General features: G+C 72.3%; 22 protein-coding genes. 14 read left to right on the forward strand and 8 right to left on the reverse strand.

The window, feature by feature from the left end; translation table 11 throughout:
- Positions 1-67: 67 nt before the first annotated feature.
- Positions 68-2,179 (forward strand): FG-GAP-like repeat-containing protein, encoded by a 2,112-nt coding sequence (locus tag ACP4J0_RS35565; RefSeq protein WP_426603134.1) that lies wholly within the window; start codon positions 68-70, stop codon positions 2,177-2,179.
- 56 nt (positions 2,180-2,235) lie between these two features.
- Here ACP4J0_RS35565 and ACP4J0_RS35570 read toward each other — a convergent pair whose 3' ends face one another.
- Entirely contained in the window at positions 2,236-3,699 is a 1,464-nt protein-coding gene (locus ACP4J0_RS35570) for a regulator (protein WP_426603136.1), read from the reverse strand.
- Positions 3,700-3,935: 236 nt separating this feature from the next.
- On the opposite strand from ACP4J0_RS35570, the gene lipB reads away from it, so the two are divergent.
- The 4 genes from lipB to ACP4J0_RS35590 all read left to right on the forward strand — a co-directional run bounded on the left by lipB (position 3,936) and on the right by ACP4J0_RS35590 (position 7,176).
- On the forward strand, positions 3,936-4,787 hold the full coding sequence (lipB, locus tag ACP4J0_RS35575; RefSeq protein WP_426603138.1) for a lipoyl(octanoyl) transferase LipB: 852 nt from the start codon (positions 3,936-3,938) through the stop codon (positions 4,785-4,787).
- Between the two features lie 201 nt (positions 4,788-4,988).
- Positions 4,989-5,942 (forward strand): lipoyl synthase, encoded by a 954-nt coding sequence (gene lipA / locus ACP4J0_RS35580; RefSeq protein ID WP_426603140.1) that lies wholly within the window; start codon positions 4,989-4,991, stop codon positions 5,940-5,942.
- Positions 5,943-6,174: 232 nt separating this feature from the next.
- Complete coding sequence (locus tag ACP4J0_RS35585; protein WP_279563769.1) at positions 6,175-6,390, forward strand: hypothetical protein; 216 nt, start codon at positions 6,175-6,177, stop codon at positions 6,388-6,390.
- A gap of 81 nt (positions 6,391-6,471) precedes the next feature.
- On the forward strand, positions 6,472-7,176 hold the full coding sequence (locus ACP4J0_RS35590; protein WP_398131967.1) for a DUF4191 domain-containing protein: 705 nt from the start codon (positions 6,472-6,474) through the stop codon (positions 7,174-7,176).
- Between the two features lie 154 nt (positions 7,177-7,330).
- Here the strand turns inward: ACP4J0_RS35590 and ACP4J0_RS35595 are convergent, their stop codons facing one another.
- On the reverse strand, positions 7,331-7,798 hold the full coding sequence (locus tag ACP4J0_RS35595) for an RDD family protein (RefSeq protein WP_426603142.1): 468 nt from the start codon (positions 7,796-7,798) through the stop codon (positions 7,331-7,333).
- A 276-nt stretch (positions 7,799-8,074) separates the two neighbouring features.
- Here ACP4J0_RS35595 and glnA point away from each other — a divergent pair, with 276 nt between their 5' ends.
- Positions 8,075-9,484 carry a type I glutamate--ammonia ligase gene (gene glnA, locus ACP4J0_RS35600; RefSeq protein WP_426603144.1) on the forward strand — a complete coding sequence of 470 codons (1,410 nt, stop codon included), beginning with the start codon at positions 8,075-8,077 and terminating at the stop codon, positions 9,482-9,484.
- Between the two features lie 187 nt (positions 9,485-9,671).
- Positions 9,672-9,929: a hypothetical protein gene (locus ACP4J0_RS35605; RefSeq protein WP_426603146.1), complete on the forward strand. Its 258-nt coding sequence runs from the start codon at positions 9,672-9,674 to the stop codon at positions 9,927-9,929.
- 110 nt (positions 9,930-10,039) lie between these two features.
- On the opposite strand, the gene ACP4J0_RS35610 is transcribed toward ACP4J0_RS35605, so the two are convergent.
- The 6 genes from ACP4J0_RS35610 to ACP4J0_RS35635 form a co-directional block, all read right to left on the reverse strand.
- Positions 10,040-12,616 carry an FtsX-like permease family protein gene (locus ACP4J0_RS35610; protein ID WP_426603148.1) on the reverse strand — a complete coding sequence of 859 codons (2,577 nt, stop codon included), beginning with the start codon at positions 12,614-12,616 and terminating at the stop codon, positions 10,040-10,042.
- Positions 12,613-13,317, reverse strand: a complete 705-nt coding sequence (locus ACP4J0_RS35615) for an ABC transporter ATP-binding protein (protein ID WP_426603180.1) — start codon at positions 13,315-13,317, stop codon at positions 12,613-12,615. The genes ACP4J0_RS35610 and ACP4J0_RS35615 overlap by 4 nt, the downstream gene beginning before the upstream one ends.
- A gap of 87 nt (positions 13,318-13,404) precedes the next feature.
- Positions 13,405-13,863: a hypothetical protein gene (locus ACP4J0_RS35620; protein ID WP_426603150.1), complete on the reverse strand. Its 459-nt coding sequence runs from the start codon at positions 13,861-13,863 to the stop codon at positions 13,405-13,407.
- Between the two features lie 170 nt (positions 13,864-14,033).
- Positions 14,034-14,708 (reverse strand): response regulator, encoded by a 675-nt coding sequence (locus ACP4J0_RS35625; protein ID WP_426603152.1) that lies wholly within the window; start codon positions 14,706-14,708, stop codon positions 14,034-14,036.
- Positions 14,708-15,937, reverse strand: coding sequence for a sensor histidine kinase (locus ACP4J0_RS35630; RefSeq protein WP_426603154.1), 1,230 nt, complete (start codon positions 15,935-15,937; stop codon positions 14,708-14,710). The genes ACP4J0_RS35625 and ACP4J0_RS35630 overlap by 1 nt, the downstream gene beginning before the upstream one ends.
- Positions 15,938-16,114: 177 nt before the next feature.
- The gene (locus ACP4J0_RS35635; protein ID WP_426603156.1) at positions 16,115-16,429 is read right to left on the reverse strand and encodes a hypothetical protein; all 315 of its coding nucleotides are present in this window, start codon (positions 16,427-16,429) and stop codon (positions 16,115-16,117) included.
- A gap of 175 nt (positions 16,430-16,604) precedes the next feature.
- Between ACP4J0_RS35635 and ACP4J0_RS35640 the strand changes: the two genes are divergently transcribed.
- From ACP4J0_RS35640 to ACP4J0_RS35670, 7 genes are all read left to right on the forward strand, one after another.
- Complete coding sequence (locus ACP4J0_RS35640; RefSeq protein ID WP_426603158.1) at positions 16,605-16,970, forward strand: arsenate reductase family protein; 366 nt, start codon at positions 16,605-16,607, stop codon at positions 16,968-16,970.
- Between the two features lie 656 nt (positions 16,971-17,626).
- Positions 17,627-18,658 (forward strand): glutamine synthetase, encoded by a 1,032-nt coding sequence (gene glnII, locus ACP4J0_RS35645; protein WP_426603160.1) that lies wholly within the window; start codon positions 17,627-17,629, stop codon positions 18,656-18,658.
- A gap of 400 nt (positions 18,659-19,058) precedes the next feature.
- The gene (locus ACP4J0_RS35650) at positions 19,059-19,691 is read left to right on the forward strand and encodes a winged helix-turn-helix domain-containing protein (RefSeq protein WP_426603162.1); all 633 of its coding nucleotides are present in this window, start codon (positions 19,059-19,061) and stop codon (positions 19,689-19,691) included.
- A 73-nt stretch (positions 19,692-19,764) separates the two neighbouring features.
- Positions 19,765-20,802: an SDR family oxidoreductase gene (locus ACP4J0_RS35655; protein ID WP_426603164.1), complete on the forward strand. Its 1,038-nt coding sequence runs from the start codon at positions 19,765-19,767 to the stop codon at positions 20,800-20,802.
- 52 nt (positions 20,803-20,854) lie between these two features.
- Complete coding sequence (locus ACP4J0_RS35660; RefSeq protein WP_426603166.1) at positions 20,855-22,120, forward strand: sensor histidine kinase; 1,266 nt, start codon at positions 20,855-20,857, stop codon at positions 22,118-22,120.
- A complete protein-coding gene (locus ACP4J0_RS35665) occupies positions 22,105-22,758 on the forward strand; it encodes a LuxR C-terminal-related transcriptional regulator (protein ID WP_426603168.1) in 654 nt (217 codons plus the stop codon). The genes ACP4J0_RS35660 and ACP4J0_RS35665 overlap by 16 nt, the downstream gene beginning before the upstream one ends.
- Before the next feature lie 134 nt (positions 22,759-22,892).
- Entirely contained in the window at positions 22,893-24,389 is a 1,497-nt protein-coding gene (locus ACP4J0_RS35670) for a DUF1996 domain-containing protein (RefSeq protein ID WP_426603170.1), read from the forward strand.
- The last annotated feature ends 56 nt before the right edge of the window (positions 24,390-24,445 follow it).

Consider the following 24,445-nt stretch of genomic DNA (forward strand, 5'->3'; position numbering starts at 1 on the left):
GCCGCACACGCCGCACACGCCGCACACATTGCGCATGCTGCCCAGCGAAAGGAACGTGTTCCACTCCGTGTCAAGACTCCGTTCACGCGCCGCGGTCACCGCGGGCGCGGTGGCCACCGCGGTGGCCGCCGGCTGCCTCACCACGGGCACCGCCCAGGCCGCCACCGGCCCCGCCGTCACCGACGGCACCTACGCCTTCACCGCCCGCCTGCAGATAGGTGACAACCAGCGGGCCTGCTCCGCGGTGCTGATCGCCTCCCAGTGGCTGGCCACCGCCGCCGCCTGCTTCGCCGACGACGCCGCCGACGGCCAGGTCGCCGCCGGCAAGCCGAAGTGGAAGACGCGGGCCGTCCTGGGCCCGGCTCCCGGCACCAACCGGCCCGTCGACGTCGTCGAGCTCGTGCCCCGCACCGACCGCGACATGGTCCTGGCCCGCCTCGCCACCCCCGTCGCCGGCACTCCCGTCCCGTTCGCCACCACCGCGCCCGCCGTGGGCGAGGAACTGACCGTCGCCGGGTTCGGCCGGACCAAGGACGAGTGGGCGGCGGTCTCGCGGCACACGGCCACCTTCACGGTCCAGTCCGTGTCCGGCACCACGATCGCCCTCGACGGCAGGAGCGACGACGACGCGATCTGCGCCGGAGACGCCGGCGGCCCGCTGGTGCGGAAGAAGAACGGCTCGTTCGAGCTGGTCGCGCTCGCCAGCCGGTCCTGGCAGGGCGGCTGCTGGGGCACCGACCCGGCCGAGACCCGCAACGACGCCGTCGCCTCCCGCCTCGACAACGTCACCGGCGGCAGCACCCTCACCCCCGGCACCGTCCTGCGGACCGGTGACAGCCTCACCGCCAACGCCGCCCGCCTCACCCAGCAGGCCGACGGCAACCTCGTCGTCGTCTCGGCCGCGGGCAGGACCCTGTGGTCCGCCGGCACCGCGGGCCACCCCGGCGCCACCACCCGCTTCACCGACAGCGGCAACCTCACCGTCCTCGACGCCGACGGCGCCACCGTCCTGTGGGAGTCGAAGACCACCGCACCCGGCGGCAAGGCCGTCCTCCAGGACCGCGGCAACTTCGTCATCCACGACGCCCAGGGCGCGTCCCAGTGGGCCGCCGGTACCGTCGTCCGCCACGACCACGACGGGGACGGCCGCAGCGACCTCGGCGCCTGGTACGACTACGGCGACGGCCACGACGAGATCCACGCCTTCCCCGCCCGGGCCGACGGCGGCTTCGGCAGCCCCGTGCACGGCTGGGAGGTCCCGGCCGGCAGCTACTGGGCCGAGAACATGAAGCGCTTCACCGGCGACTTCAACGGCGACGGCATCGGTGACGTGGCCGCCTTCTACGGCTACTCCAGCGGCGAGGTCAGGCTGATCACCTGGCTCGGTCAGGGCAACGGCCACTTCGACGGCCCGCTGCACTCCTGGAGGGCCACCGAGGGATGGACCTTCTCCCGCATGACCGTCAACTCCGGTGACTTCAACGGCGACGGCCGCGACGACGTCTCCGTCTGGTACGACTACAGCGACGGCAGCGACAAGCTCCACACCTTCCTCGCCAAGGCCGACGGCGGCTTCAACAGCCCCTTCTCCTCCTTCAGCCGCACCGAGGGCTGGAGCGCCCGGAACATGAAGTTCGCCACCGGCGACTACGACGGCGACGGCCGCGACGACCTCGCCGCCCTCTACGGCTACTCCACCGGTGAGGTCAAGTTCATCACCTTCCCCACCACGCCCGACGGCGGCTTCGACCAGACTGCCGTCCACGGCTGGAGCAGCACCGGCTGGAACTTCGACGCCGCCAGCGTCCACTCCGGTGACTTCGACGGCGACGGCCGCGACGACCTCGCCGCCTGGTACGACTACGGCGACGGCCACGACGCCGTGATCGGCTTCACCGCCGACGCCGACGGCGCGTTCGGCAACCGCACCGACCTCTGGAGCACTCCGGCGGGAAACTACGCTCGCGGCAACATGAAGATCGTCACCGGTGACTACAACGGCGACGGCCGCGACGACCTCGCCACGCTGTACGGCTACTCGGACGGCCGCGTCAAGGCCATCACCTGGACCGCCAAGGCCGACGGCACCCTCAACTCCCCGCTGCACAGCTGGGAGGCCGCCGACGGCTGGTCCTTCGACCGCATCCACGTGATCGAGCGCTACAGCACCCCCGCCTGATCACTCGCACCAGGCCGCTCCACCGTCCGGTCCGCGGCCGGAACTCCGCGTCGCGCCTACCCCAGCGCCGCCACCTTGTCCCGGTACCCCCGCACGGGCGCCGCGTCCTTGTACGGCTCCAGCCGCCGTTCGAAGTCGCGGACGTACTCCGCCGCCCGCACCGACCGCATCTCGGCCGCCTGTCCGGCCGCCTCCGCGGCCAGCTGGCAGGCCTGGTCGAGTTCGCCGAGGCCGAGGCGGGCGGTGGCCAGGACGATCCGGCAGAACAGCCGGCTGCGGGCGTAGGCGGGGGCGCGCAGCTGCAGTGAGCGCTCCGCGTGCTGGGCGGCGGCGCGGAACTGCTGCAGATCGCGGTGGCAGTGCCCGAACTCGTCGGCGAGCTGCGCCTCGTCGAAGAAGCGCGCCCAGTGCGGCACCTCGTCGCCGGGCCGGGCCGTCTCCAGGGCGCGCTCGGCGCGGACCAGCGAGGCGGTGCAGGCCCGCACCTCGCCGAGCAGGCCGTGCGCACGCGCCTCGGCGGCGTGCAGCAGGGTCTGCACGACCGGCGGCGCGGAGGTCCCCACACCCTGCTGCGCCACCCGCGCGAGCTGCACGGCCTCCCGCCCGTGCCCCAGGTAGACGGCCTGCCGGCTCATGGTGGCCAGCACGTACGAGCCGTACGCCCGGTCCCCCGCCGCCTGCGACAGCCGCAGCGCCTGGACGAAGTAGCGCTGGGCGAGGCCGTGCGCGGCGATGTCGTACGACGTCCAGCCCGCGAGCCGGGTGAGGTCGGCGGCGGCGCCGAACAGCCGGCGGCCGGTCTGCTCGCCGTAGGTACCGCGCAGCATCGGCTCCAGCTCGTGCTCCAGGTAGCGCACCAGGGCCTGGCGGGCGTGTCCGCCGCCGTACCGGTCGTCGAGGCTGCGGAAGAGCTCGCCGACCGAGCGCAGGGCGGCGAGGTCGCCGCCGGTGACCTTCTGGCCGGGGCCCCGCTCGGCCGGGGCCCGGCGGCGGGACGGGGCGAGCGGGACGGGGATCCTGGGGGTGGCCGGGCGGCCCTGCGCGGGGATGCGGACGGGCACCTCGGAGCGGGCCACCTTCTCGTCGGCGCGGCCGATGAGCCAGTCCCGGCTGGGCACGACGAGGCCCGCCGGGGTGAAGGCGATCTTGCGGAGTTCGGCGTGGCTGCCGGAGTCCTTGCGCCACAGGCCGCCGACGATGTCGACGGCCTCCTCCGGGCTCGCGGCGAACTCCAGTCCCGCGTAGACGGGCGCGCAGGCGTCCAGGCCGAGGTCCTGGGCGGTGAGGCGGCGGCCCAGGCGCCGGGTGAAGACCTCGGCGATCAGGGCCGGGGTGGTGCCGCGTGGCTGCTGGCCGCGCAGCCACCGGGTGACGGACGTCTTGTCGTATCTCAGGTCCAGGCCGTGTTCGAGTCCGAGCTGGTCGACGCGACGTGCGAGACCCGCGTTGGAGAACCCCGCTTCGGCGATGAGCGCGGCGAGCTGGCGGTTGGGGGTGCGCTGCGCGGGTCGTTCCGTCATGGTGCGGTGCGGTCTCCTGCCTTCCGGGCCGTTCGATGTGCCCGGAGCGCCTGTGAGCAGCCCTTATGGCCTCGTGAACGGCGCGAATGTAGCGGAGAGTGAGCACCCGATCGCACACTTCGCCAGGCATTCATCCGATCGTGTGAGGATTGCCCGCCCGGCTGACGGCGCGCGGACGGTCGTACAGTGGCGTGGGCACGGTTCGTGCCTTACGACCTTCCAGGGAGGCACTTGCCGTGAGTGAGCTGCGGTTCGTCCGAATGGGGTTCGGTGCCGAACGCGTCGAGTACCAGGAGGCGTGGGACGAGCAGCGCCGGGTGCACGCCGCGCGGTTCGCCGACGAGGTCCCGGACACGGTGCTGCTCCTCGAACACCCGCCGGTCTACACCGCCGGCCGGCGCACCGAGGACAGCGAGCGCCCGCTGGACGGCACGCCGGTCGTCGACGTGGACCGCGGCGGCAAGATCACCTGGCACGGGCCGGGCCAGCTGGTGGGCTACCCGATCCAGAAGCTCCCGCGCCCGGTGGACGTGGTGGCGCACGTCCGCCGGCTGGAGGAGGCACTCATCCGCACCTGCGCGGAGTTCGGGCTCGAGACCACCCGGGTCGAGGGCCGCAGCGGCGTGTGGGTCCTCGGCGACCCCGTCGACCAGCGCCCCGCGCCATATGGAGGGGCAGCGCGCAGCGCTCCGGCCGAGGGTGGTGGCGGGCGACGGGCGGGCCTCTCCCTGGACTTCGACCCGCGCCTGACGGACGAGGAGTTCGACCCCCGGCTGAACGGCCCCGACTACGCGCCGTCCAACGCCGGCCAGCGCCGCGAGGACCGCAAGATCGCCGCGATCGGCATCCGGGTGGCGAAGGGCGTGACCATGCACGGCTTCGCCCTGAACGTGAACCCCGACAACAAGTGGTTCGACCGGATCATCCCCTGCGGCATCCGCGACGCGGGCGTCGCCTCCCTCGCGAACGAGCTGGGCCGGGACATCACCATCGAGGAGGTACTGCCGGTGGCCGAACGCCACCTCCGCGACGTCCTGGAGAACGCGGAACTGAAGCCGCGGGTGATCGAGAAGACACCGGCGGCATAGAGACGGCCCGTCCGGTCCGTCCGGTCCGTCGCGGCGGAGGGCATATTTCCAGCCCGTCCGGCGTTGGAGGACGAGGCCCGTCAGGGCCGAAGCGGGGGCCTGGGGGCGGCAGCCCCCAGCAGGGCCAGCACCAACGCCGACCAACAAATCAACGGGCGTACCCTGGGGCACGCCGAAGAATCAAACGCTAGGGAGCCGGTCGTGTCCGCAGTCGCACCCGACGGACGCAAGATGCTGCGCCTGGAGGTCCGCAACAGCCAGACCCCCATCGAGCGCAAGCCCGAGTGGATCAAGACCCGGGCGAAAATGGGTCCCGAATACACCAAGATGCAGAACCTCGTGAAGAGCGAGGGCCTGCACACCGTCTGCCAGGAAGCCGGCTGCCCCAACATCTACGAGTGCTGGGAGGACCGCGAGGCGACCTTCCTCATCGGCGGCGACCAGTGCACCCGGCGCTGCGACTTCTGCCAGATCGACACCGGCAAGCCCGAGGCGCTCGACCGCGACGAGCCGCGCCGGGTCGGCGAGTCCGTGGTCACCATGGACCTGAACTACGCGACCATCACCGGCGTCGCCCGTGACGACCTGCCGGACGGCGGTGCCTGGCTGTACGCCGAGACGGTGCGCCAGATCCACCAGCAGACGGCGGGGCGCGAGGCCGGCCGTACCAAGGTCGAGCTGCTGGCCCCCGACTTCAACGCGGTGCCGGAGCTCCTCCAGGAGGTCTTCGCCTCCCGCCCCGAGGTCTTCGCGCACAACGTCGAGACGGTCCCCCGGATCTTCAAGCGCATCCGTCCGGGCTTCCGTTACGAGCGCTCGCTGAAGGTCATCACCGAAGCCCGCGACTACGGTCTGGTCACGAAGTCCAACCTGATCCTCGGCATGGGTGAGACCCGTGAGGAGATCAGCGAGGCGCTGAAGCAGCTGCACGAGGCCGGCTGCGAGCTGATCACCATCACCCAGTACCTGCGCCCGTCGGTGCGCCACCATCCGGTGGAGCGCTGGGTCAAGCCGCAGGAGTTCGTGGAGCTGAAGGAGGAGGCCGAGCAGATCGGCTTCTCCGGCGTGATGTCGGGTCCGCTGGTGCGGTCCTCCTACCGCGCCGGCCGGCTCTACGGAATGGCCATGGAGCAGCGCCGGTCCACCACTGTGTGAATTCACGCACAAGTCACTACTCGCCAGTAATGGCCAATACGCCGCGGTCCCGACCGTCCTCGCAGATGAGGGCACCGGTCGGGGCCGCGACGCCGTTCCGGCCTCCGGCATCGCGGCTTCATGTCCGTTTGACCGGCGGGTCACGCCCTGGTAACACCAATCAGTGACCCTGAAATCACACCACGTACGCCCGTCTCCGGACCCGGAGCCGTACCGAGGGGGGACCTCCACGATGCAGGCCGCGCCCGTTCGCGCCACCGCAGTCCGCGCCACCGCCATCCCGTCGTTCACCACCGCCCTGCGGGCCGTCGAGTCGCTGCTGATGAGCGGCGGCCAGCGCACCGCCCGGCGCAACGCCTGGACCTCGGTGCTGGAGGACCGCCGCCGCGCCAAGGACCGGATCGAGACGGAGCGCGTCCTCGGGCAGTCCGTCGCCGGACGCCCCTGACCCCACCCCCGTCCCCCTCCCCTCCCCCTGCGCCGGGCACTGCCGTCGTCGGCGCTTTCGGGGGCACGTAGACTTCGTGCCATGGCGAGGAAGGAACCTGCAGCGGACGCTGCGAATCCCGGGCGACTGAAGCAGATCGCTCTGACCTACAAGATGACCCGCAAGGCCGACAAGAAGATCGGTCTTGTACTCGCGGGTGTCGGCATCGTCGTCTTCGGTGTCTTCCTCGCGATCGGTTTCCTGATCGGTCACCCCATCTATCTCGGCATCCTGGGCGTGCTGCTCGCCTTCCTCGCGACGGCGATCGTCTTCGGTCGCCGGGCCGAGCGGGCGGCCTTCGGCCAGATGGAGGGCCAGCCGGGCGCGGCCGCGGCCGTGCTGGACAACATCGGCCGGGGGTGGACGACGACACCCGCGGTGGCGATGAACCGCAACCAGGACGTGGTGCACCGCGCGGTCGGCAAGGCCGGCATCGTGCTGGTCGCGGAGGGCAACCCGAACCGGGTGAAGTCCCTGCTCGCGGCCGAGAAGAAGAAGATGAACCGCATCGTCGCGGACGTGCCCGTGCACGATCTGGTCGTGGGCACCGGCGAGGGCCAGGTCGAGCTGAAGAAGCTCCGCACGACCATGCTCAAGCTCCCCCGCGTCCTGAGCGGCCCGCAGGTCACCGTGACCAACGACCGGCTGCGTGCCCTGGGCGACCTGATGAGCAACATGCCGCTGCCCAAGGGCCCGATGCCCAAGGGCATGCGCATGCCCAAGGGCGGCAACCCCAGGCAGCGCTGACCGCGTAGGACTCCGACACGCCGGTACGGCGATGGGGGCGCCCGGATCACTCCGGGCGCCCCCATCGTCGTAGGGCTCGCGGTCGTCCCGTCGTGGGGCTCGCGGTCGTCCCGTCGTGGAGCTCGCCGCCGTCCCGTCGCGAAGCTCGCCGCCGTCAGATCCGTACTTCCACGGTGCGCGCCAGCCGGTCGTGCAGACCGCGGCCGTCGCGGTCCCAGATCAGCGCCGGGAGGGCGAGGCACAGCAGGACCGAGCGCAGCAGGGCGCGCAGGGGGCTGGGCCGTCCCGTGCCCAGCTCCACCACCCGCAGGCCGAAGAGGCGCTTGCCCGGGGTGAAGCCGACCGTGCCGACGGTCAGCACGCTCAGCACGAAGAAGATCAGCAGGGCCCAGTTGCTGGTCGACTGGCCGTAGCCGTCCGTGATCAGGCCGTATGCGATCAACAGGCACAGGGCCCAGTCGACGGCCAGGGCGCCGATCCGCCTGCCCGGACGGGCGATCGAGCCCGGTCCCTCCTCGGGCAGCCCGAGCTGCTCACCCCGGTATCCGAGATCGGCGCCGGCCCCTTCGATGGCCGCGCGCGGCCCGGAAAGCCACGATCCGATTGCTTGCCTGTTGTCCACCCGTCCACGGTACTGCGCCCGTATATGACCGGTGGACGGAGGGGTGGACGCGGGGGCGGAACGGCCGGGCCCAGGGGTCGCGGGGCGGCGGACGACGGGGGTGTGGCGGGTCCGGAAGAGGCCTACGCTGGAACGGAGCCGGTTAACTTCTGCGAAACAAATGGGTCACGCCCGGGAAATCACCCGTCCCTAGGGTCGACGAAGCGTGTGCCACCCGCACTGGCAGCACGAACGATCTACCACCCCGGCGGGACGGTCGGGAGTAGGAGGAGCTGGATGTTCCAGAACGCCGACGACGCCAAGAAGTACATCGCGGACGAGGACGTCAAGTTCGTCGACGTCCGGTTCTGCGACCTGCCGGGCGTCATGCAGCACTTCACGTTGCCCGCCGCGGCGTTCGACCCCGACGACGAGCAGGCCTTCGACGGGTCCTCGATCCGCGGCTTCCAGGCCATCCACGAGTCGGACATGTCCCTGCGCCCCGACCTGTCGACCGCGCGCATCGACCCGTTCCGCCGGGACAAGACCCTCAACATCAACTTCTTCATCCACGACCCGATCACGGGCGAGCAGTACTCCCGCGACCCGCGGAACGTGGCGAAGAAGGCCGAGGCCTACCTGGCCTCCACCGGCATCGCCGACACGGCGTTCTTCGGTCCGGAGGCGGAGTTCTACGTCTTCGACTCCGTCCGCTTCGCCACCAGCGCGAACGAGTCCTTCTACCACATCGACTCCGAGGCCGGCGCCTGGAACACCGGCGCGGTGGAGGACAACCGCGGTTACAAGGTCCGCTACAAGGGCGGCTACTTCCCGGTCCCGCCGGTCGACCACTTCGCCGACCTGCGTGCCGAGATCTCCCTGGAGCTGGAGCGGTCCGGCCTCCAGGTCGAGCGCCAGCACCACGAGGTGGGCACCGCCGGCCAGGCGGAGATCAACTACAAGTTCAACACGCTGCTCGCCGCCGCCGACGACCTCCAGCTCTTCAAGTACATCGTGAAGAACGTGGCCTGGAAGAACGGCAAGACGGCGACCTTCATGCCGAAGCCGATCTTCGGTGACAACGGCTCGGGCATGCACGTCCACCAGTCGCTGTGGTCGGGCGGCGACCCGCTCTTCTACGACGAGCAGGGCTACGCCGGCCTGTCGGACATGGCCCGCTACTACATCGGCGGCATCCTCAAGCACGCCCCGTCGCTGCTGGCCTTCACCAACCCGACGGTGAACTCCTACCACCGCCTGGTGCCGGGCTTCGAGGCGCCGGTGAACCTGGTGTACTCGCAGCGCAACCGCTCGGCCGCGATGCGCATCCCGATCACGGGCTCGAACCCGAAGGCCAAGCGCGTCGAGTTCCGCGCGCCGGACGCCTCCGGCAACCCGTACCTGGCCTTCTCGGCCCTGCTCCTCGCGGGTCTGGACGGCATCAAGAACAAGATCGAGCCGGCCGAGCCGATCGACAAGGACCTCTACGAGCTGGCTCCCGAGGAGCACGCGAACGTGGCGCAGGTCCCGACCTCCCTCGGCGCGGTCCTCGACCGCCTCGAGGCCGACCACGAGTTCCTCCTCCAGGGCGACGTCTTCACGCCGGACCTGATCGAGACGTGGATCGACTTCAAGCGCGCCAACGAGATCGCGCCGCTGCAGCTGCGTCCGCACCCGCACGAGTTCGAGATGTACTTCGACGTGTGACCGACGTCCGCGTCGTCCCGGGCCGTCCGGCGCCCCCGCCTCCTGCTCGTCAGGGAGCGGGGGCGCCGTCATGTGGCTCGTTGGCTCGTTGGCTCGTTGGCCGAAAAGCTTCACACGGGGAGCCCGGCCCAGGATCATGTTTACTGACACGGTTGTTCGAGTCAGGGGACGGGGAGAAGGACCGGACATGTCCGAACGGGACGACGAGGAACGCGAGTTCGACATCAAGTGGGCGGACGGGGCCGAGCACAAGGAACCCTCCGCGCGCGCCCGGATGCTCGCCGCGCGCTGGAAGGAGAACCCGCCCGGACCGGTGCCCTTCCGCGCCGATCCCGAGCACGTGGGGTCCGGACGCCGGTCGTCCTGGGTGTCGACCGCCGTGGTGCTGGGCTGCGTGGCCGCGGGGATCGTCCTCCTCGGCTACATCAACTTCCGGCCGTACTGACCCCGTACTGACCCCGTGCTGATCCCGTACTGACCCCGGCGACGCGGTGTGCCCACCGGCGGGCCCCCGGTGCGCGTACCCGCCCGTCCCTGCCCCGGTGCGCTGTCCGGCTAGTCGGTCTGGGCGACGGCGACCGTCGGTGAGGTCCGGGAGGCGCGGAGGGCGGGCACCATGCCCGCGGCGGCGGTCACCAGGACGAGGGCGGTGAAGACCGTGGCGAGTTCCCCGGCCGGCACGCTGAACGGGGCGTTCGCCTGGGTGACACGGACCACCAGCCAGGAGTACGGCAGGCCGAGGGCCAGACCGAGGATCCCGCCCAGTACGCCGTAGAGCGCGCATTCCACCGTGACCATGCGGTGCACGGCCCGTCCGCCGAGGCCCAGGGCCCGCAGCAGCCCGAACTCGCGCTTGCGCTCGACGACGGTGAGGCTCGCCGTGGTCGCGACTCCGGCGACCGCCACCAGGACGGTCAGCCCCAGAAGCATGATCACCGTCGTGGCCGTCGTCCGCAGGTCCTCCGACTCGCCGGCCTGTCCGGCCGAGTCCTCGGCGAGGACGCGGCCGTCGCCGCGCTCCGGGCCGGTCAAGGTGTCGGTGATGGCCCGCTGTGCGCTCGTCCGCCCCTGTGCGCCGTCTTCCGCGGCGTTGGCGGTGACCGCGGTGGGCGCGGCGTCCGCTCCCATCCGGGTGAGATCGGCCGCGCGGACGAAGAACTGACCTCCCCAGGGGCCGGCTCCGGTCAGCGTCGCCGCCACGGTGAGTTCGACGGGGCGGCCCTCGAACGTCAGCGTCACGCGGTCGCCGGCCCGGACACCGAGCCGATGGGCGCGGTCGGCGTCCACGACGACGTGGGCGGGGCCGAGGTCGTCGAGGGAGCCGGTCCGGGTGGTCAGGCGCACGCCGGAGCGGACGGTGCCGAGGTCGAGGTCGGAGACGGTCGCGCCGTGCTCGCCGTCGTCGACCTCCGCGGTGCGGAAGGCGGTCACGTCGGCCAGTCCGGGGCGGGAGGCCAGATCGGCGGCGAGCGACCGGTCCAGCGTCTCGCCGTCTCCCGGGTACAGGCGGAAGTCGGCGGGTGCCGCCACCGCCTGCCGGTTCCGCTCGTAGGCGTCCAGGGAGGCGAGGGAGGTCAGGGTCGAGCCGACCAGGCAGGCGCCGAGGGCCACGACGACCGAGACCGAGGCCGCTCGGCGCGGCGCACCTCCGACGCCCGCCACCGCGAGGCGGCCGGCCGCACCGGTGCGGCGCAGGGGCACGGCGACGGCCGACAGCACCGGCCGGACCGCATGGGGGCCGAGGGCGATCAGGGCCAGGAAGGCCAGCCCGCCCGAGAGCACCACGACGGTCAGCGCCGCGAACCGGTCGTACTCCGTGTCGCCCGGCTGGGGCAGCCCGTCGTACTGCTGCCAGGCGAGGAACGCGGCGCCCGCCGCGCACAGCAGGCCCAGCAGGGTCCGGCCGGTGCCGCTCACCGTGCTCTCCTCGGACGCCGCGGTGCGCAGGGCTTGCAGCGGGGAGACCCGTGAGGCGCTCAGGGACGGGGCCAGGACCGACAGGACCGCCAGGAGACCGGTGCCGAGCACGGTGAGAGCGGCCTCCGTCAGCGGAACCTGGGAGGCGGCGGACAGGTCGTGCCCGAACCGCCCGGCGACCGGAGGGACGAGCTGCCCGCAGCCCCAGGCCGCCACCACACCGGTCGCGCCGGCCAGCAGGCCGACCACCGCCCCCTCGACGACGAGCGCGGCGGCGAGCCGGCGTGGGGTCGCCCCGATGGCGCGCAGCAGCGCCAGCTGGCGTACGCGCCGTGTGAAGACGATGCGGAAGGTGGAGGTCGCGACGAGGACCGCCGCGCCGACGGCGACCGCGAGGAAGACGGTGACCAGGTCCAGGTTGTCCTTCGCCGCCGCCACCGCCGCACGGGCCTCCTCGTCCCGCACCTCGTCCCCGGAGCGCACCTGAGCTCCGGGCACCGCCTGCCGGATCCGCTCGGTCAGCTCCGCGGAAACGGGTGCGGAGGACGCGGAGGACGCGGAGGACGCGGTGTCGGTGCGGATGTCGATGCGGGAGTAGCCCGACGCGCCGAGGATCTTCCGGAGCTGGGGGCCGGGAGCGTACCCGGTGGGCTCCGCACCGTCCGTGGCGGTGCTGCGGACGATGCCGCTGACCTCGACCTTCACCCGTCGGGTGGCTTCGCCGTCGGGCTGCAGCAGGGTGAGCGGCGCTCCCGGGGCGAGATCGTATTCCTCCGCGGCCTGCGTGTTGACGGCGAGCCTGCCCGGGCCGGACGGGTACGTGCCTTCGAGCAGCCGGACTTCCGCCAGGGCGCCGGAGCCCGGGTCCGCGGACAGACCGAGGTAGCGTTCGACGGCGCTGCCGTCCAGCGCGGTGCCGTCCTCGATCCGGCCGACGGCCTCGACGACTCCGGGCGTCTCGCGGATCACGCGGAGGCGGGACTCGCCGATCTCCACCCCTTCGTCGCCGGGCGTGACCACGATCGACACCGCTTCGGGTGTGCCGCGGAACCTCTCGACGGCGGTCGCGGTGAGGATCTGCTGGGTCATGACGGTCCCGAAGACGACGAACGCCGCGATCAGCAGCGACAGTCCGGTCGCCGCGAACCGGCCGGGCCGTCTCAGGAGTTCCGCGACCTGGGAGCCCAGGACGGTCGCGCGCCACGGTGTCCTCATCGCCGGCTCCTCATGACGTCGGTGGCGAGTGCGCCGGCCCGCCCGGAGGGGGTGGTGTGCTCGTCCTGCACGACGCGCCCGTCCGCGAGGGTCAGCACCCGGTCCGCGTACCGCGCGGCGGCGGGGTCGTGGGTGACCATCACGACCGTCTGGCCGAGGTCGTCGACGGACCGGCGCAGCATGGTGAGGACCTCGGCGCCGGCCCTGGAGTCGAGGTTGCCGGTGGGTTCGTCGGCGAAGACCACGGCCGGCCGGGCCACCAGCGCCCGGGCCACGGCGACGCGTTGCTGCTGGCCCCCGGACAGTTCGGACGGGCGGTGGGACACCCGGTGGGCGATGCCGAGGACCTCGCAGAGGTGGTCCACCAGGGCACGGTCCGGGCGCCCACCGGACATGGCGAGGGGCAGCACGATGTTCTCGTAGGCCGTCAGCTGGGGCAGCAGGTTGAACGACTGGAAGATGAACCCGATCCGCTCCCGGCGTACCCGGGTCAGCTGCCGGTCGGACAGTCCGGTGATCTCCGTTCCGTCCAGGACGATGCTGCCGGAGGTGGCGGTGTCGAGTCCGGCGACGCAGTGCATCAGGGTCGACTTGCCCGACCCGGAGGGGCCGACGACGGCGGTGAAGCGGGCGCGCCGGATACCGACGGACACCTCGTCGAGGGCCCGCACCTCGGTGGTGCCCTGACGGTAGGTCTTCACCAGGGCGGTGGCGGTGATGACGTCGTCCGGTGCGTGGCCGCGGGCGGCGGTGTGGACAGCCATGGGGACGGTTCTCGCGAATCCGGGTCAGGAGCCGAGCGACGGCATGGACAGGGTGACGCCGGAGTCCGAGCAGTGTCCCTGCGCCTCCTCCTGGAGGTTCTTCACGTCCTTCGCGGACGGCGCTTCGGGGGACTTCTTGGCGGTCTCGACCGCCCATCCCTCGTATCGGGAGATCTTGGCTCCGAGGTAGCCGTCCTTCATCTGCGCGCGGCGCTCGTCGCCGGTCTCCTGCCACCACTTCTCCGCCTCCGGCACGGGGCCGGTGGAGATCTTCTCGGCCTCGGTGATGATGCGCTGCGCCAGCCGGCAGTCCTCGGCGGAGGCCTGGCTGAGCTCGTCGCGGTCCTGCCACCAGTAGCCCGCCCCGGCGGCCAGACCCGCGACGATCACGGCCGTGGCCGCGCCGATGACGAGACGGTTCCGCCTGCGGTTCTGCTGGGCGGGCGCGGTGGGGGTGGCGGGGGTGCTGGGGGTGGTGTTCATCGGGTCCTCCGGTGTCTTCTCGGCCGCGTTCGGCGACAGTGAGAAGTCTGGAGTTCGGCGGCCCGACGGACATCGGCCACGGACCCGAGATCCCGGGCGGCGGATCTGACACGCCGGACGGGGTGGTTCCTGCACCCCCGGGGGCAGAACCCGGGGGCGCTTCCGCACCCTCAGGGGGAGGGACGGACCAGCCCGGACTGATAGGCGAACACGACGGCCTGTGCGCGGTCCCGCAGGTGCAGTTTCGCCATGAGGTTGCCCAGGTGCGTCTTCACCGTGGCCTCCGCGACGTACAGGTCCGCCGCGATCTCGACGTTGGACAGTCCCCCGGCGACCAGGGTGAGCACGTCCCGCTCGCGCGCGGTGAGGACGTCCAGCCGTTCGGCCTGTCCGTTCGCCGGTGCCAGCCGGTCCGAGACCCGGTCGAGGAGCAGCCGGGTGATGCGCGGCGCCACCACCGACTCCCCCGCGGCCAGGACCCGGATGGCGTTCACGACCTCCGTGGCGGGGGCGTTCTTCAGCAGGAAGCCGCCGGCTCCGGCGCGCAGCGCCGCGAACGCGTCCTCGTCGTTGTCGAAGGTGGTCAGCACCAGCACCCCGGGCGGATCGTCCCGCAGCATCAGCTGCTCCGTGGCCTGGATGCCGTCCATGACGGGCATGCGGATGTCCATGATGACGACGTCCGCCTCGACCTTCCGCAGCAGGTCGAGGGCGTCCGCGCCGTTCTCCGCCTCACCGACGACCTCGATGTCGTCCTGGCCGGCCAGCACCATGGCGAACCCGGCCCGGATCAGCGGCTGGTCGTCCACCACGGCCACCCGGATCGGCCTGTCTGCCTGTGTCATCACTTCGTCCTTGTCGGAATCGAGGCACGTACGTGCCATCCGCTGCCGAGCCGGGGGCCGGCCTCGAAGCTGCCCCCGGCGAGTTCCACCCGCTCCCGCATACCCACCAGTCCGTTCCCTCCGGAGCCCCCGACGCCGCGGCCGGCGAGGGTGCCCCCTCCGTCGTCGACCACGCTGATCAGCAGGGTGCCCTGCTCCTCATGGAGCCTGATGTCGACCCCGGCCCCGGCTCCGGCGTGGCGGAGCACGTTCGTGAGGCACTCCTGGACGATGCGGAAGGCCGTCATCTCCTCCGCCGGCGCCAGCCGTCCCTCACCGACCTCGATCGACACGTCCACGGTCAGCCCGGCGGCCTGTGCGCGTTCGGCGACGACCTTGATCTCGTCGAGGGTGATCAGACGCCGTGGGGGGCCGCTGTCGGCGGAGTCCTGGTTTCCCTCGCGCAGCACCCGGACGATGCGGTGCATGTCGTCGATCGCGTCCCGGCCCGTGGCGGCGATCGTCCTGAGCGCGGACTGGGCCGTGTCCGGCGACTTCCGCAGCACGGACTCGGCGCCGTCGGCCTGGAGGATCATCACGGCCAGGCTGTGCGCCACCACGTCGTGCAGTTCCCGGGCGATGTCGGCCCGCTCCCGGGCCGCGGCCAGCCGGACGCGCTGTTCCTGTTCCCGCTGGACGTGCAGGGCGCGGTCCGCCTGGCTCTCGGCGTAGAGCCGCCGCGTGTGCAGGGAGAAGGCCGTCAGCCAGACCGTCAGCGTCAGTCCCCAGAAGGTCAGCAGCGTCCCGAGATCGGCGAACGGCTCGATCCCCAGGGGCGGCATGCCCACCGTTCCGGCCAGCGGGCCCAGCAGCACCGCGGCGCCCGCGAGATACGGCATCCAGGTGGTCCGGGAATGGTGGACGACCGACATCATGGCGAACAGCACGGCCACGTTGTACGCGGCGGGCGACGACGCCAGCGGGATGTCGGGCGCGTCGTCCAGGGCGAACTGGACGACGGTCAGCGACAGGACGGCCACCATCACCGTGCCGGGGAACCTTCTGCGGGCCAGCAGGCACAGTCCCATCAGCGAGCCCAGGACCAGGTCGTACTCCTCGCCGTACTGGCTCGCCGCCACCCAGACCCCCAGCGCCATGGCGATGTCGCCGGCCCGGGCGACGGCGCGGCCGTACCGGCCGGACAGCGTCATCCACGACGACGGGACCGGGACCGTCCTCTCCTCAGTCAACCGTCGTACCTTTCTCCTCCGGCAGGGGCGCGACCGCGCGACGTCGGCACAAGTGCCGCCGGGCCGCCGGGACTTCGCGTCGAGGACGGTGCCCTCACCCGCCCATACTGCCTCAGCGCGCGGCACGGCGGTGCCGGGCGCCTCACGCACGGAGGCCGCCCGGCACCGGTGGTGGACTCAGCGGTTGTAGCGCAAGAACGCGCGCACCATGTGGCACGTGGTGTCCGACGGCGGGTGGACGCCGATCAGTTCCGCCGTGGCGCGGATCTTCTCGTTGCGGGCCTGGCCGGGCAGGTAGACGCCGGAGTCGAGCAGGGCGATGGCGAGCCGCATCGCCTTGAGCCGGCGGTTGTGCGTGACGTACCACTCGCGGGGGCGGCCCGCCGGCAGCGGACGCTTCACCACCGGTTCGTACGGCAGGTCGAGCAGGACGGGCCGCTTGGCGGTGGACTGGGTGGGCAACGGCTTCTGCTTCAGTGCGGCAGCGGGCACGGGCATCCTCCTGTCGCGGTCAGGGCGCCGTCCGGACCCCCCGGCGACACCCTCGAACACTGCTTCCATTTTACCGCCCACCACTGACAAAAGGCCCTGGCCACAAGGGGTTTCGGGGCCCCCGTGACGTGCGGGGCGAACGGGTTTCCGCGCCCCTCGGGCTACCGTGTGCGGCATGGAGATCTGGATCAACCCGGCCTGTTCGAAGTGCCGCAGCGCGGTCAGTCTGCTCGACGCCGAGGGCGCCGACTACACGGTCCGCCGCTACCTGGAGGACGTACCGGGCGAGGACGAGATCCGCGAGGTGCTCACCCGCCTCGGCCTCGAACCGTGGGACATCACCCGCACCCAGGAGGCCGCCGCCGAGGAGCTGGGTCTGAAGGACTGGCCGCGTGACGAGGCGTCACGGGGCCGCTGGGTCACGGCACTCGCCGAGCACCCGGAACTCATCCAGCGCCCGATCATCACGGCGGACGACGGGACGGCCGTCGTGGGCCGCACCGACGAGGCGGTCCGGGACGCCCTGTCCCGTCAGGAGTGACGTCCGGCGGCTGATGACCGTACGGGTCGTCCGTCCGGTGTGTCCCGCCGACGTCCGCGCGCCGACCGCGCTCGTGGACGCGTCGCGGGCGGGTGAGGGGACGACCGCCGGGCGGGCGAGGGGACGACAGGACCGCCGGGCGGCCGGACGCCGCCCCCCGGGCCGGACTCGGCGGGGGCGACGCCCCTGGCCGACCGGCCGCCGGAACACGCGGGCCACGTGCGGGGGCTGGCGCGCGACGAGCGGGACCGGCGCAGAGCCACCACGGAGGCGGACGAGCGGGACCGGCGCAGAGCCACCGCGAGAGCGGACCAGCGGGACGGCCGCCCCCGGCAGGTCCCGCACCGGGCGGTCGCGGGCGGCGGCGGGCGCGAACCGGGCAGGCGGTGGAGCCGTTGCGGGGGGGGGACGACGAGCGGGAGTTGCAGGCAATCGGCTCGCTCCCGGCCGGCGTGCGGGAGGCGGCGGCCGGGGACGGGCGGGAGCCGTGAGAGGCGCGCCACACCGACGCCAGGTAACACGGGGTTCACATACGGGCAACGGACGGGAAATCGCCTGTTGGCACGCTGCGGGGCAGTAGACGCGACGCCCCGGTTCCGCCCCGGCGCCGCAGCACCCGCAAGTGCGCCCAGACCCACCCCGAAGGATGTGTCCCCGTGACCTTCAAGGCCGAGTACATCTGGATCGACGGCACCGAGCCGACGGCCAAGCTCCGTTCCAAGACGAAGATCATCACGGACGCTCCCGCCGGCCTGGACGCCCTGCCGGTCTGGGGCTTCGACGGATCCTCCACCAACCAGGCCGAGGGCAGCTCCTCGGACTGCGTGCTCAAGCCGGTCTTCTCCTGCCCCGACCCGATCCGCGGCGGCGACGACATCCTGGTGCTGTGCGAGGTCCTCGACACGGACATGACGCCGCACCCGACCAACACGCGCGCCGCGCTGGCCGAGCTCTCCGAGCGGTTCGCCGTACAGGAGCCGATCTTCGGCATCGAGCAGGAGTACACCTTCTTCAAGGGCGCCCGCCCGCTCGGCTTCCCCGAGGGCGGCTTCCCGGCCGCGCAGGGCGGCTACTACTGCGGTGTCGGCTCGGACGAGATCTTCGGCCGTGACGTCGTCGAGGCGCACCTGGACAACTGCCTGAAGGCCGGCCTCGGCATCTCCGGCATCAACGCCGAGGTCATGCCCGGCCAGTGGGAGTTCCAGGTCGGCCCGCTGGCTCCGCTGGAGGTCTCCGACCAGCTGTGGGTGGCCCGCTGGCTGCTCTACCGCACCGCCGAGGACTTCGGCGTCTCCGCCACCCTGGACCCCAAGCCGGTCAAGGGCGACTGGAACGGCGCGGGCGCACACACCAACTTCTCCACCAAGGCGATGCGCGAGGGTTACGACGCGATCATCACCGCCTGCGAGTCGCTCGGTGAGGGCTCCAAGCCGATGGACCACGTCAAGAACTACGGCGCCGGCATCGACGACCGCCTGACCGGCCTGCACGAGACCGCCCCGTGGAACGAGTACTCCTACGGCGTCTCCGACCGCGGCGCCTCGGTTCGCATCCCGTGGCAGGTCGAGAAGGACGGCAAGGGCTACATCGAGGACCGCCGTCCGAACGCCAACGTCGACCCGTACGTGGTGACCCGCCTGCTCGTGGACACCTGCTGCTCCGCGCTGGAGAAGGCCGGCCAGGTCTGACCGGCCCGCCGGCTCGCGTACGGGGGCGTCCACCACGACGGTGGGCGCCCCCGCGCGCTGCCACGGAGCGGGCACGGCGCCGGCTTCGGACCTCTGCGGCGTCCACGCAGTGAGAGGAGCCTCCTCTCCCACGCCTCCGTCTGCTTCAATGGGCCCATGGTCGGCTTCCAGAAGTACGCGGCGACGCGTCGCCATGACCTCGAGCCCTTCTGGCCCTCCCGTCAGCACGACGACTTCGACCGGGTGTGTTGCCGCGCGACGACCGCGCCGGCCCGTTAGAAAGCCGCACCCCGGGCCTTCCGCCGGCGCGCACGACGTACGTCCACGCGACGCGCCCGACCACCACCTCGCGCCCGTCGCCCCTTCCGACGAACCTCTCGCGCGAAAGAGCTGACGTCTCATGGCGACCACCCGTTCCCTGTCCACCGTCCCCCTCGGCTCCCCCGCCTCCGCCTCCGCCACCGCCCCGCCCGCCGCCGGCGACCCCCGGCACCGGCTGCATGCCGTCGACCGGGACGAGGCGGCGCACGTCGCGGACCTGCTGCCGCCCGGCGCCACCTGGCTGCCCGCTCCCCCGCACACCCTGCCCGAGCTGCCCGGCCGGCCACCGATGGTCGGCTACCTGGTGCTGGTCCCGGCCGACCGGCACCAGCCGCCGTTCCCACCGGCGGGTGCGGACGGCACGCCACCGAAGGACACCGGGGACGGCACCGACACCCGGGACGGCGGCCAGGGCGGCGACCCGCTCGTCCTCATCGACACCGCGCGCCGCACCGCCGCGGTGGACGGCCGCGAACTCGACCTGACCTACCTGGAGTTCGAACTGCTCGCCCATCTCGTCGCGCATCCGCACCGCGTACACACCCGCGACCGGCTGGTCAGCACCGTGTGGGGGTACGGCCACGTGGGCGACGGCCGCACCGTCGACGTGCACATCGCCCGGCTGCGCCGGAAGCTCGGTACCGAGCACCGCCGGACGATCCAGACCGTCCGGCGCGTCGGCTACAAGTACACGCCGCCGACCGGACGGTGAGACCCCGCCGCCGGTCTCTGCCGACGGCAGACACCCCTTCCCCCGGGCTCCCGCACCGGGCACCGTGATCCGCATGAGGCTACTGGTGCTGGGCGGTACGGAGTTCGTGGGGCGGGCCGCGGTGGAGGCGGCGCTCGGGCGCGGCTGGGAGGTGACCGTCCTCCACCGCGGGCGGCACGCGCCGCCGCCCGGGACGCGGGCGCTGCACGGCGACCGCACCGCACCCGACGGGCTCACCGCCCTGGCCGACGGCACGTGGGACGCCGTCGTCGACACCTGGTCGGCGGCGCCCCGCGTCGTGCGGGACGCGGCGCGGCTGCTGCGGGGCCGCGCCGGCCGGTACGTGTACGTGTCGAGCTGCTCGGTGTACGCCTGGGCCCCGCCCGCCGGGTACACCGAGGACGCACCGCTCGTCGAGGGCGCCGCGGCGGACGCCGGGCGGACCGACTACGCCCGGGACAAGCGGGGCGCCGAACTGGCCGTGCTGGACGCCTTCGGGGCGGACCGTTCGGTGCTCGCCCGGTCCGGGCTGATCCTCGGCCCGTACGAGAACATCGGGCGGCTGCCGTGGTGGCTGAACCGCGTCGCGCGCGGCGGCCCGGTGCTCGCGCCGGGCCCGCGGGACCTGCCCCTCCAGTACGTCGACGTCCGCGACCTCGCCGACTGGATCCTCACGGCGGTGGAACGGGAGCTGAGCGGCCCGTACAACCTGGCCTCGCCGCCGGGGCACGCCACGATGGGCGCCCTGCTCGACGCCTGCGTCACCGCCACGGGCGGCCCGGCGGAGCTGCGCTGGACGGCCCCCGGCACCGTTCTCGGCGCCGGCGTCGAGCCCTGGACGCAGCTGCCGGTGTGGACTCCGCCGGGCAGCGACCTGCACGACGCCCTGCACCGCGCGGACGTCTCCCGGGCCCTGGCGACGGGCCTGAGCTGCCGCCCGGTGGGCGACACCGTCACCGCCACCTGGTCCTGGCTGCGGGGCCTCGGCGGCACCGCGCCGCAGCGCCCGGACCGGCCGCCGGTCGGGCTGGACCCCGAGACGGAGGCGGCGGTCCTCGCCGCCGCCGACGGGGACGGATCCGGCGGTGGTGTACCTGGCACCACCCCCTGACCGGGGGGCTCGGCCCCGTGACCCGTGCCGACGCCTCGGCGAGACTGACGGCATGGACATCGAGACGCAGAGCGGCAACGGGCGGACACGGACGCGGACCATGGCACTGTCTGCCGTGCGGGGACTGGCGCTGGCGCTGATATCCCTGCCCGGCGCGGTGCTGTGCTTCTGCCTGACCCTCGTGTCCATCGCCCTCGTCCCGATCGGGATCGGCCTCGTCACCACACCGTGGGTGCTGACGGGCGTGCGGATGTTCGCGGACTGGCGGCGGTTGCTCGCCGCCGAGTGGGGCGGGGTGCGGATCCAGCGGGCGTACCGGCCGCTGCCCGCGAACGCCAATCCCTGGGGACGCACCTTCGGAATGCTCGGTGACCCGGCGACCTGGCGGGACTTCCTGTGGCTGCCGGTCGACATGACGGCCGGTTTCGTCACCGCGCTGCTGCCCCTCGCGCTGACGCTGTACCCGCTGGAAGGCTTCGCGATCGCGGCCGGGCTGTGGCGGGTCTGGTCCGACACCTACTGGTACGGCTTCGTGCCCGTCACCGACCAGACCACGGCGCTCTACGCCGCCGCGCTGGGCGCCGTCCTCCTCGTCGCCGCGTACTGGCTGGCCCCGCTCCTGCTGCGCGCCCACTTCCGGCTCACCGGCGCGGTCCTCGGCTCCGGCCAGGAGGAACTCGCCGAGCGGGTGCGCGTCCTGACCGAGACCCGCCGGGACGCCGTGGACACCTCCGCCGCCGAACTGCGCCGCATCGAGCGGGACCTGCACGACGGGGCGCAGGCCCGGCTGGTCGCCATGGGCATGGACCTGGGCACCATCGAGGCGCTGCTGGAGAAGAACCCCGCGAAGGCCCGGGAGCTCCTCGCGCAGGCCCGCCGGTCCTCCGCCGACGCGCTGACCGAACTGCGCGAGCTGGTGCGCGGGATCCACCCGCCGGTGCTCGCCGAACGCGGCCTCGGGGACGCCGTACGGGCCCTGGCGCTGCGGCTGCCCGTCGCCGTCGAGGTCGACGTGGACCTGCCCGGCCGCGCGGAGGCCCCCGTGGAGTCGGCCGGGTACTTCGCGGTCAGCGAGATCCTCACCAACGCCGTGAAGCACTCCGGCGCCGACCGGATCTGGATCGACATCCACCACTCCGCGGGGCAGCTGCGCATCGCCGTCACCGACAACGGCAAGGGCGGCGCGGTGATCGGGGCGGGGTCGGGCCTGGCCGGGGTGGAGCGGCGACTCGGTACATTCGACGGCGTCCTGGCCGTCAGTTCGCCCGCGGGCGGCCCCACCATGGTCACCATGGAGATCCCTTGCGCGTTGTCCTAGCCGAAGACCTGTTCCTGCTGCGCGACGGGCTGGTCCGGCTCCTTCAGGCCCACGACTTCGAGATCGCCGCGGCCGTCGAGACCGGCCCCGAGCTGTCCCGGGCGCTGGCCGAACTGGAGCCGGACGTCGCCGTCGTCGACGTACGCCTGCCGCCCACGCTCACCGACGAGGGCCTGCAGTGCGCGCTTCAGGCCCGCCGCGAGCGGCCGGGGCTGCCGGTGCTGGTCCTGTCCCAGCACGTGGAGCAGCTGTACGCGCGGGAGTTGCTCGCCGACGGCAACGGCGGGGTGGGGTACCTGCTCAAGGACCGGGTGTTCGACGCGGAGCAGTTCGTGGACGCCGTACGGCGGGTGGCGGCGGGCGGTACGGCGATGGACCCGCAGGTCATCCAGCAGCTCCTCAGCCGGCGTGCGGCGGAGGACCGGCCGCTGGAGCGGCTCACCCCCCGGGAGCTGGAGGTGCTGGAGCTGATGGCGCAGGGAAGGACCAACGCGGCGATCGCCGGCCGGCTCGTCGTCACCGAGCGGGCGATCGCGAAACACACGGCGAACATCTTCGCCAAGCTGAGCCTCCAGGTCTCGGACGACGACAACCGCCGTGTGCTGGCGGTCCTGGCGTATCTGGACCGCGGCCGCTGACCTCACCCTCCTCACCGGCCCCGGCAATTCCCGAGACGGCTGAACACCCGTGGGACGGACTCCGTATGGAAGGGAGCCGCTTCACTCCTGTCGGGCGCCCTCGATGCCCCGCAAGGAAGTCAAAGAGGAGTTCCATGGGACGCAACACGAGAAAACGCCGTACGCCGCTGGCCGCCAAGGTCGTCGCCGGGGCGGCGGCCCTGGCGGTCGGCGGAGGCGGGCTGGTCTGGGCGAACTTCCACGCCTCGGCGCACGAGGAGAGCCCGGCACACCACCGGACGAGGTCCGCCGCCGTGCGGGTCGCGACGATCGACTGCCCCGACGTCGGCCAGCGGATCCGTGACGTGCCGGACCGGGCGCGCGGGGAGGTCGACGGCGAACTCGCCACGATGGACAGCCAGATCACCGAGGCCTACAAGCGCCTCGCCACCACGCGCCGCGCCCAGGCCGGTGACTCGCGGTACGTCCAGAACGCCGTTCTCGGCCCGCTCGAGGACCGCCGGAAGGCGGTCATCGACCGGATCCAGCTGCAGATCAACCGGGCCGGCGGCAAGGCCGACGACAACCTGGACGAACTGGCCCAGTGCCAGGGCCGGCCCGCGGAGCAGCCGCAGGACGGCGACGGCCAGGACGGTGACGGGCAGAACGGTGACGGCCAGGACCAGGACGGCGACGGGCAGAACCAGGACGACAACGGCAACGGCGTCGCGGGCCCGGTGGCCGACGACTTCATCGACATCGACGACGTCGAGCCGGGCTCCCGCAACAGCCGCAACGGCCTGGCCGCCGACGGCGACGGCGGGTCCACGGGCAGCTTCACCACGGACTGCGGTGTCAACGAGAACGACCTGTTCAACAGCGACAACCTGATCGCCGCCCCGGGCGTCGACAACGGCGCGCACCACGTGCACGACTACGTGGGCAACCAGGACAACGACGCCTTCTCCAGCGACGAGGACCTGGCGAACGCCGACACGTCGTGCCGGAACCAGGGCGACAGGTCCACCTACTACTGGCCGGTGCTGCGCCTCCAGGACGGTACCGAGGAGTTCGACGCGAACGACCTGGGCGGCGGCGCCGACGGCAACGTCGGCAGGATCCTGCAACCGGCCCAGGCCGAGCTGAGGTTCGTCGGCAACCAGCAGAGCGACGTGGTGGCGATGCCGAAGTTCCTGCGCATCATCACCGGGGACGCCAAGTCCTTCACCAACGGCGACGCGAACGCCAACAGTTCGTGGAGCTGCACCGGCTTCGAGGACCGGCAGGTCACCGACAAGTACCCGATCTGCCCCGAGGGCAGCCAGGTGGTGCGCACGGCCAACTTCCAGAGCTGCTGGGACGGCCAGAACATCGACAGCGCCAACCACCGGGACCACGTGGCGTTCGTCCAGGAGGACGGCAGCTGTGCGAACGGCTTCCGGGCCATCCCGCAGCTCCAGGTCCGCCTGGTGTACGACATCCCCGCCCCGGCCGTCGAGAACGGCGAGGTGCGCAACCCGTACGCCGTGGACAGCTTCCCGGAGCAGCTGCACAAGCCGATCACCGATCACAACGACTTCATCAACGTCATGGACGAGGGCCTGATGAACGAGGTGGTCGACTGCATCAACAGCGGGAAGGACTGCGAGTAGACCTCCGAGACACGGCCGAGGGGGGCCGGTGGCGGCACTCGCCACCGGCCCCCTTC

It is taken from the genome of Streptomyces sp. WG7, from assembly GCF_049975785.1.
GTDB lineage: Bacteria > Actinomycetota > Actinomycetes > Streptomycetales > Streptomycetaceae > Streptomyces.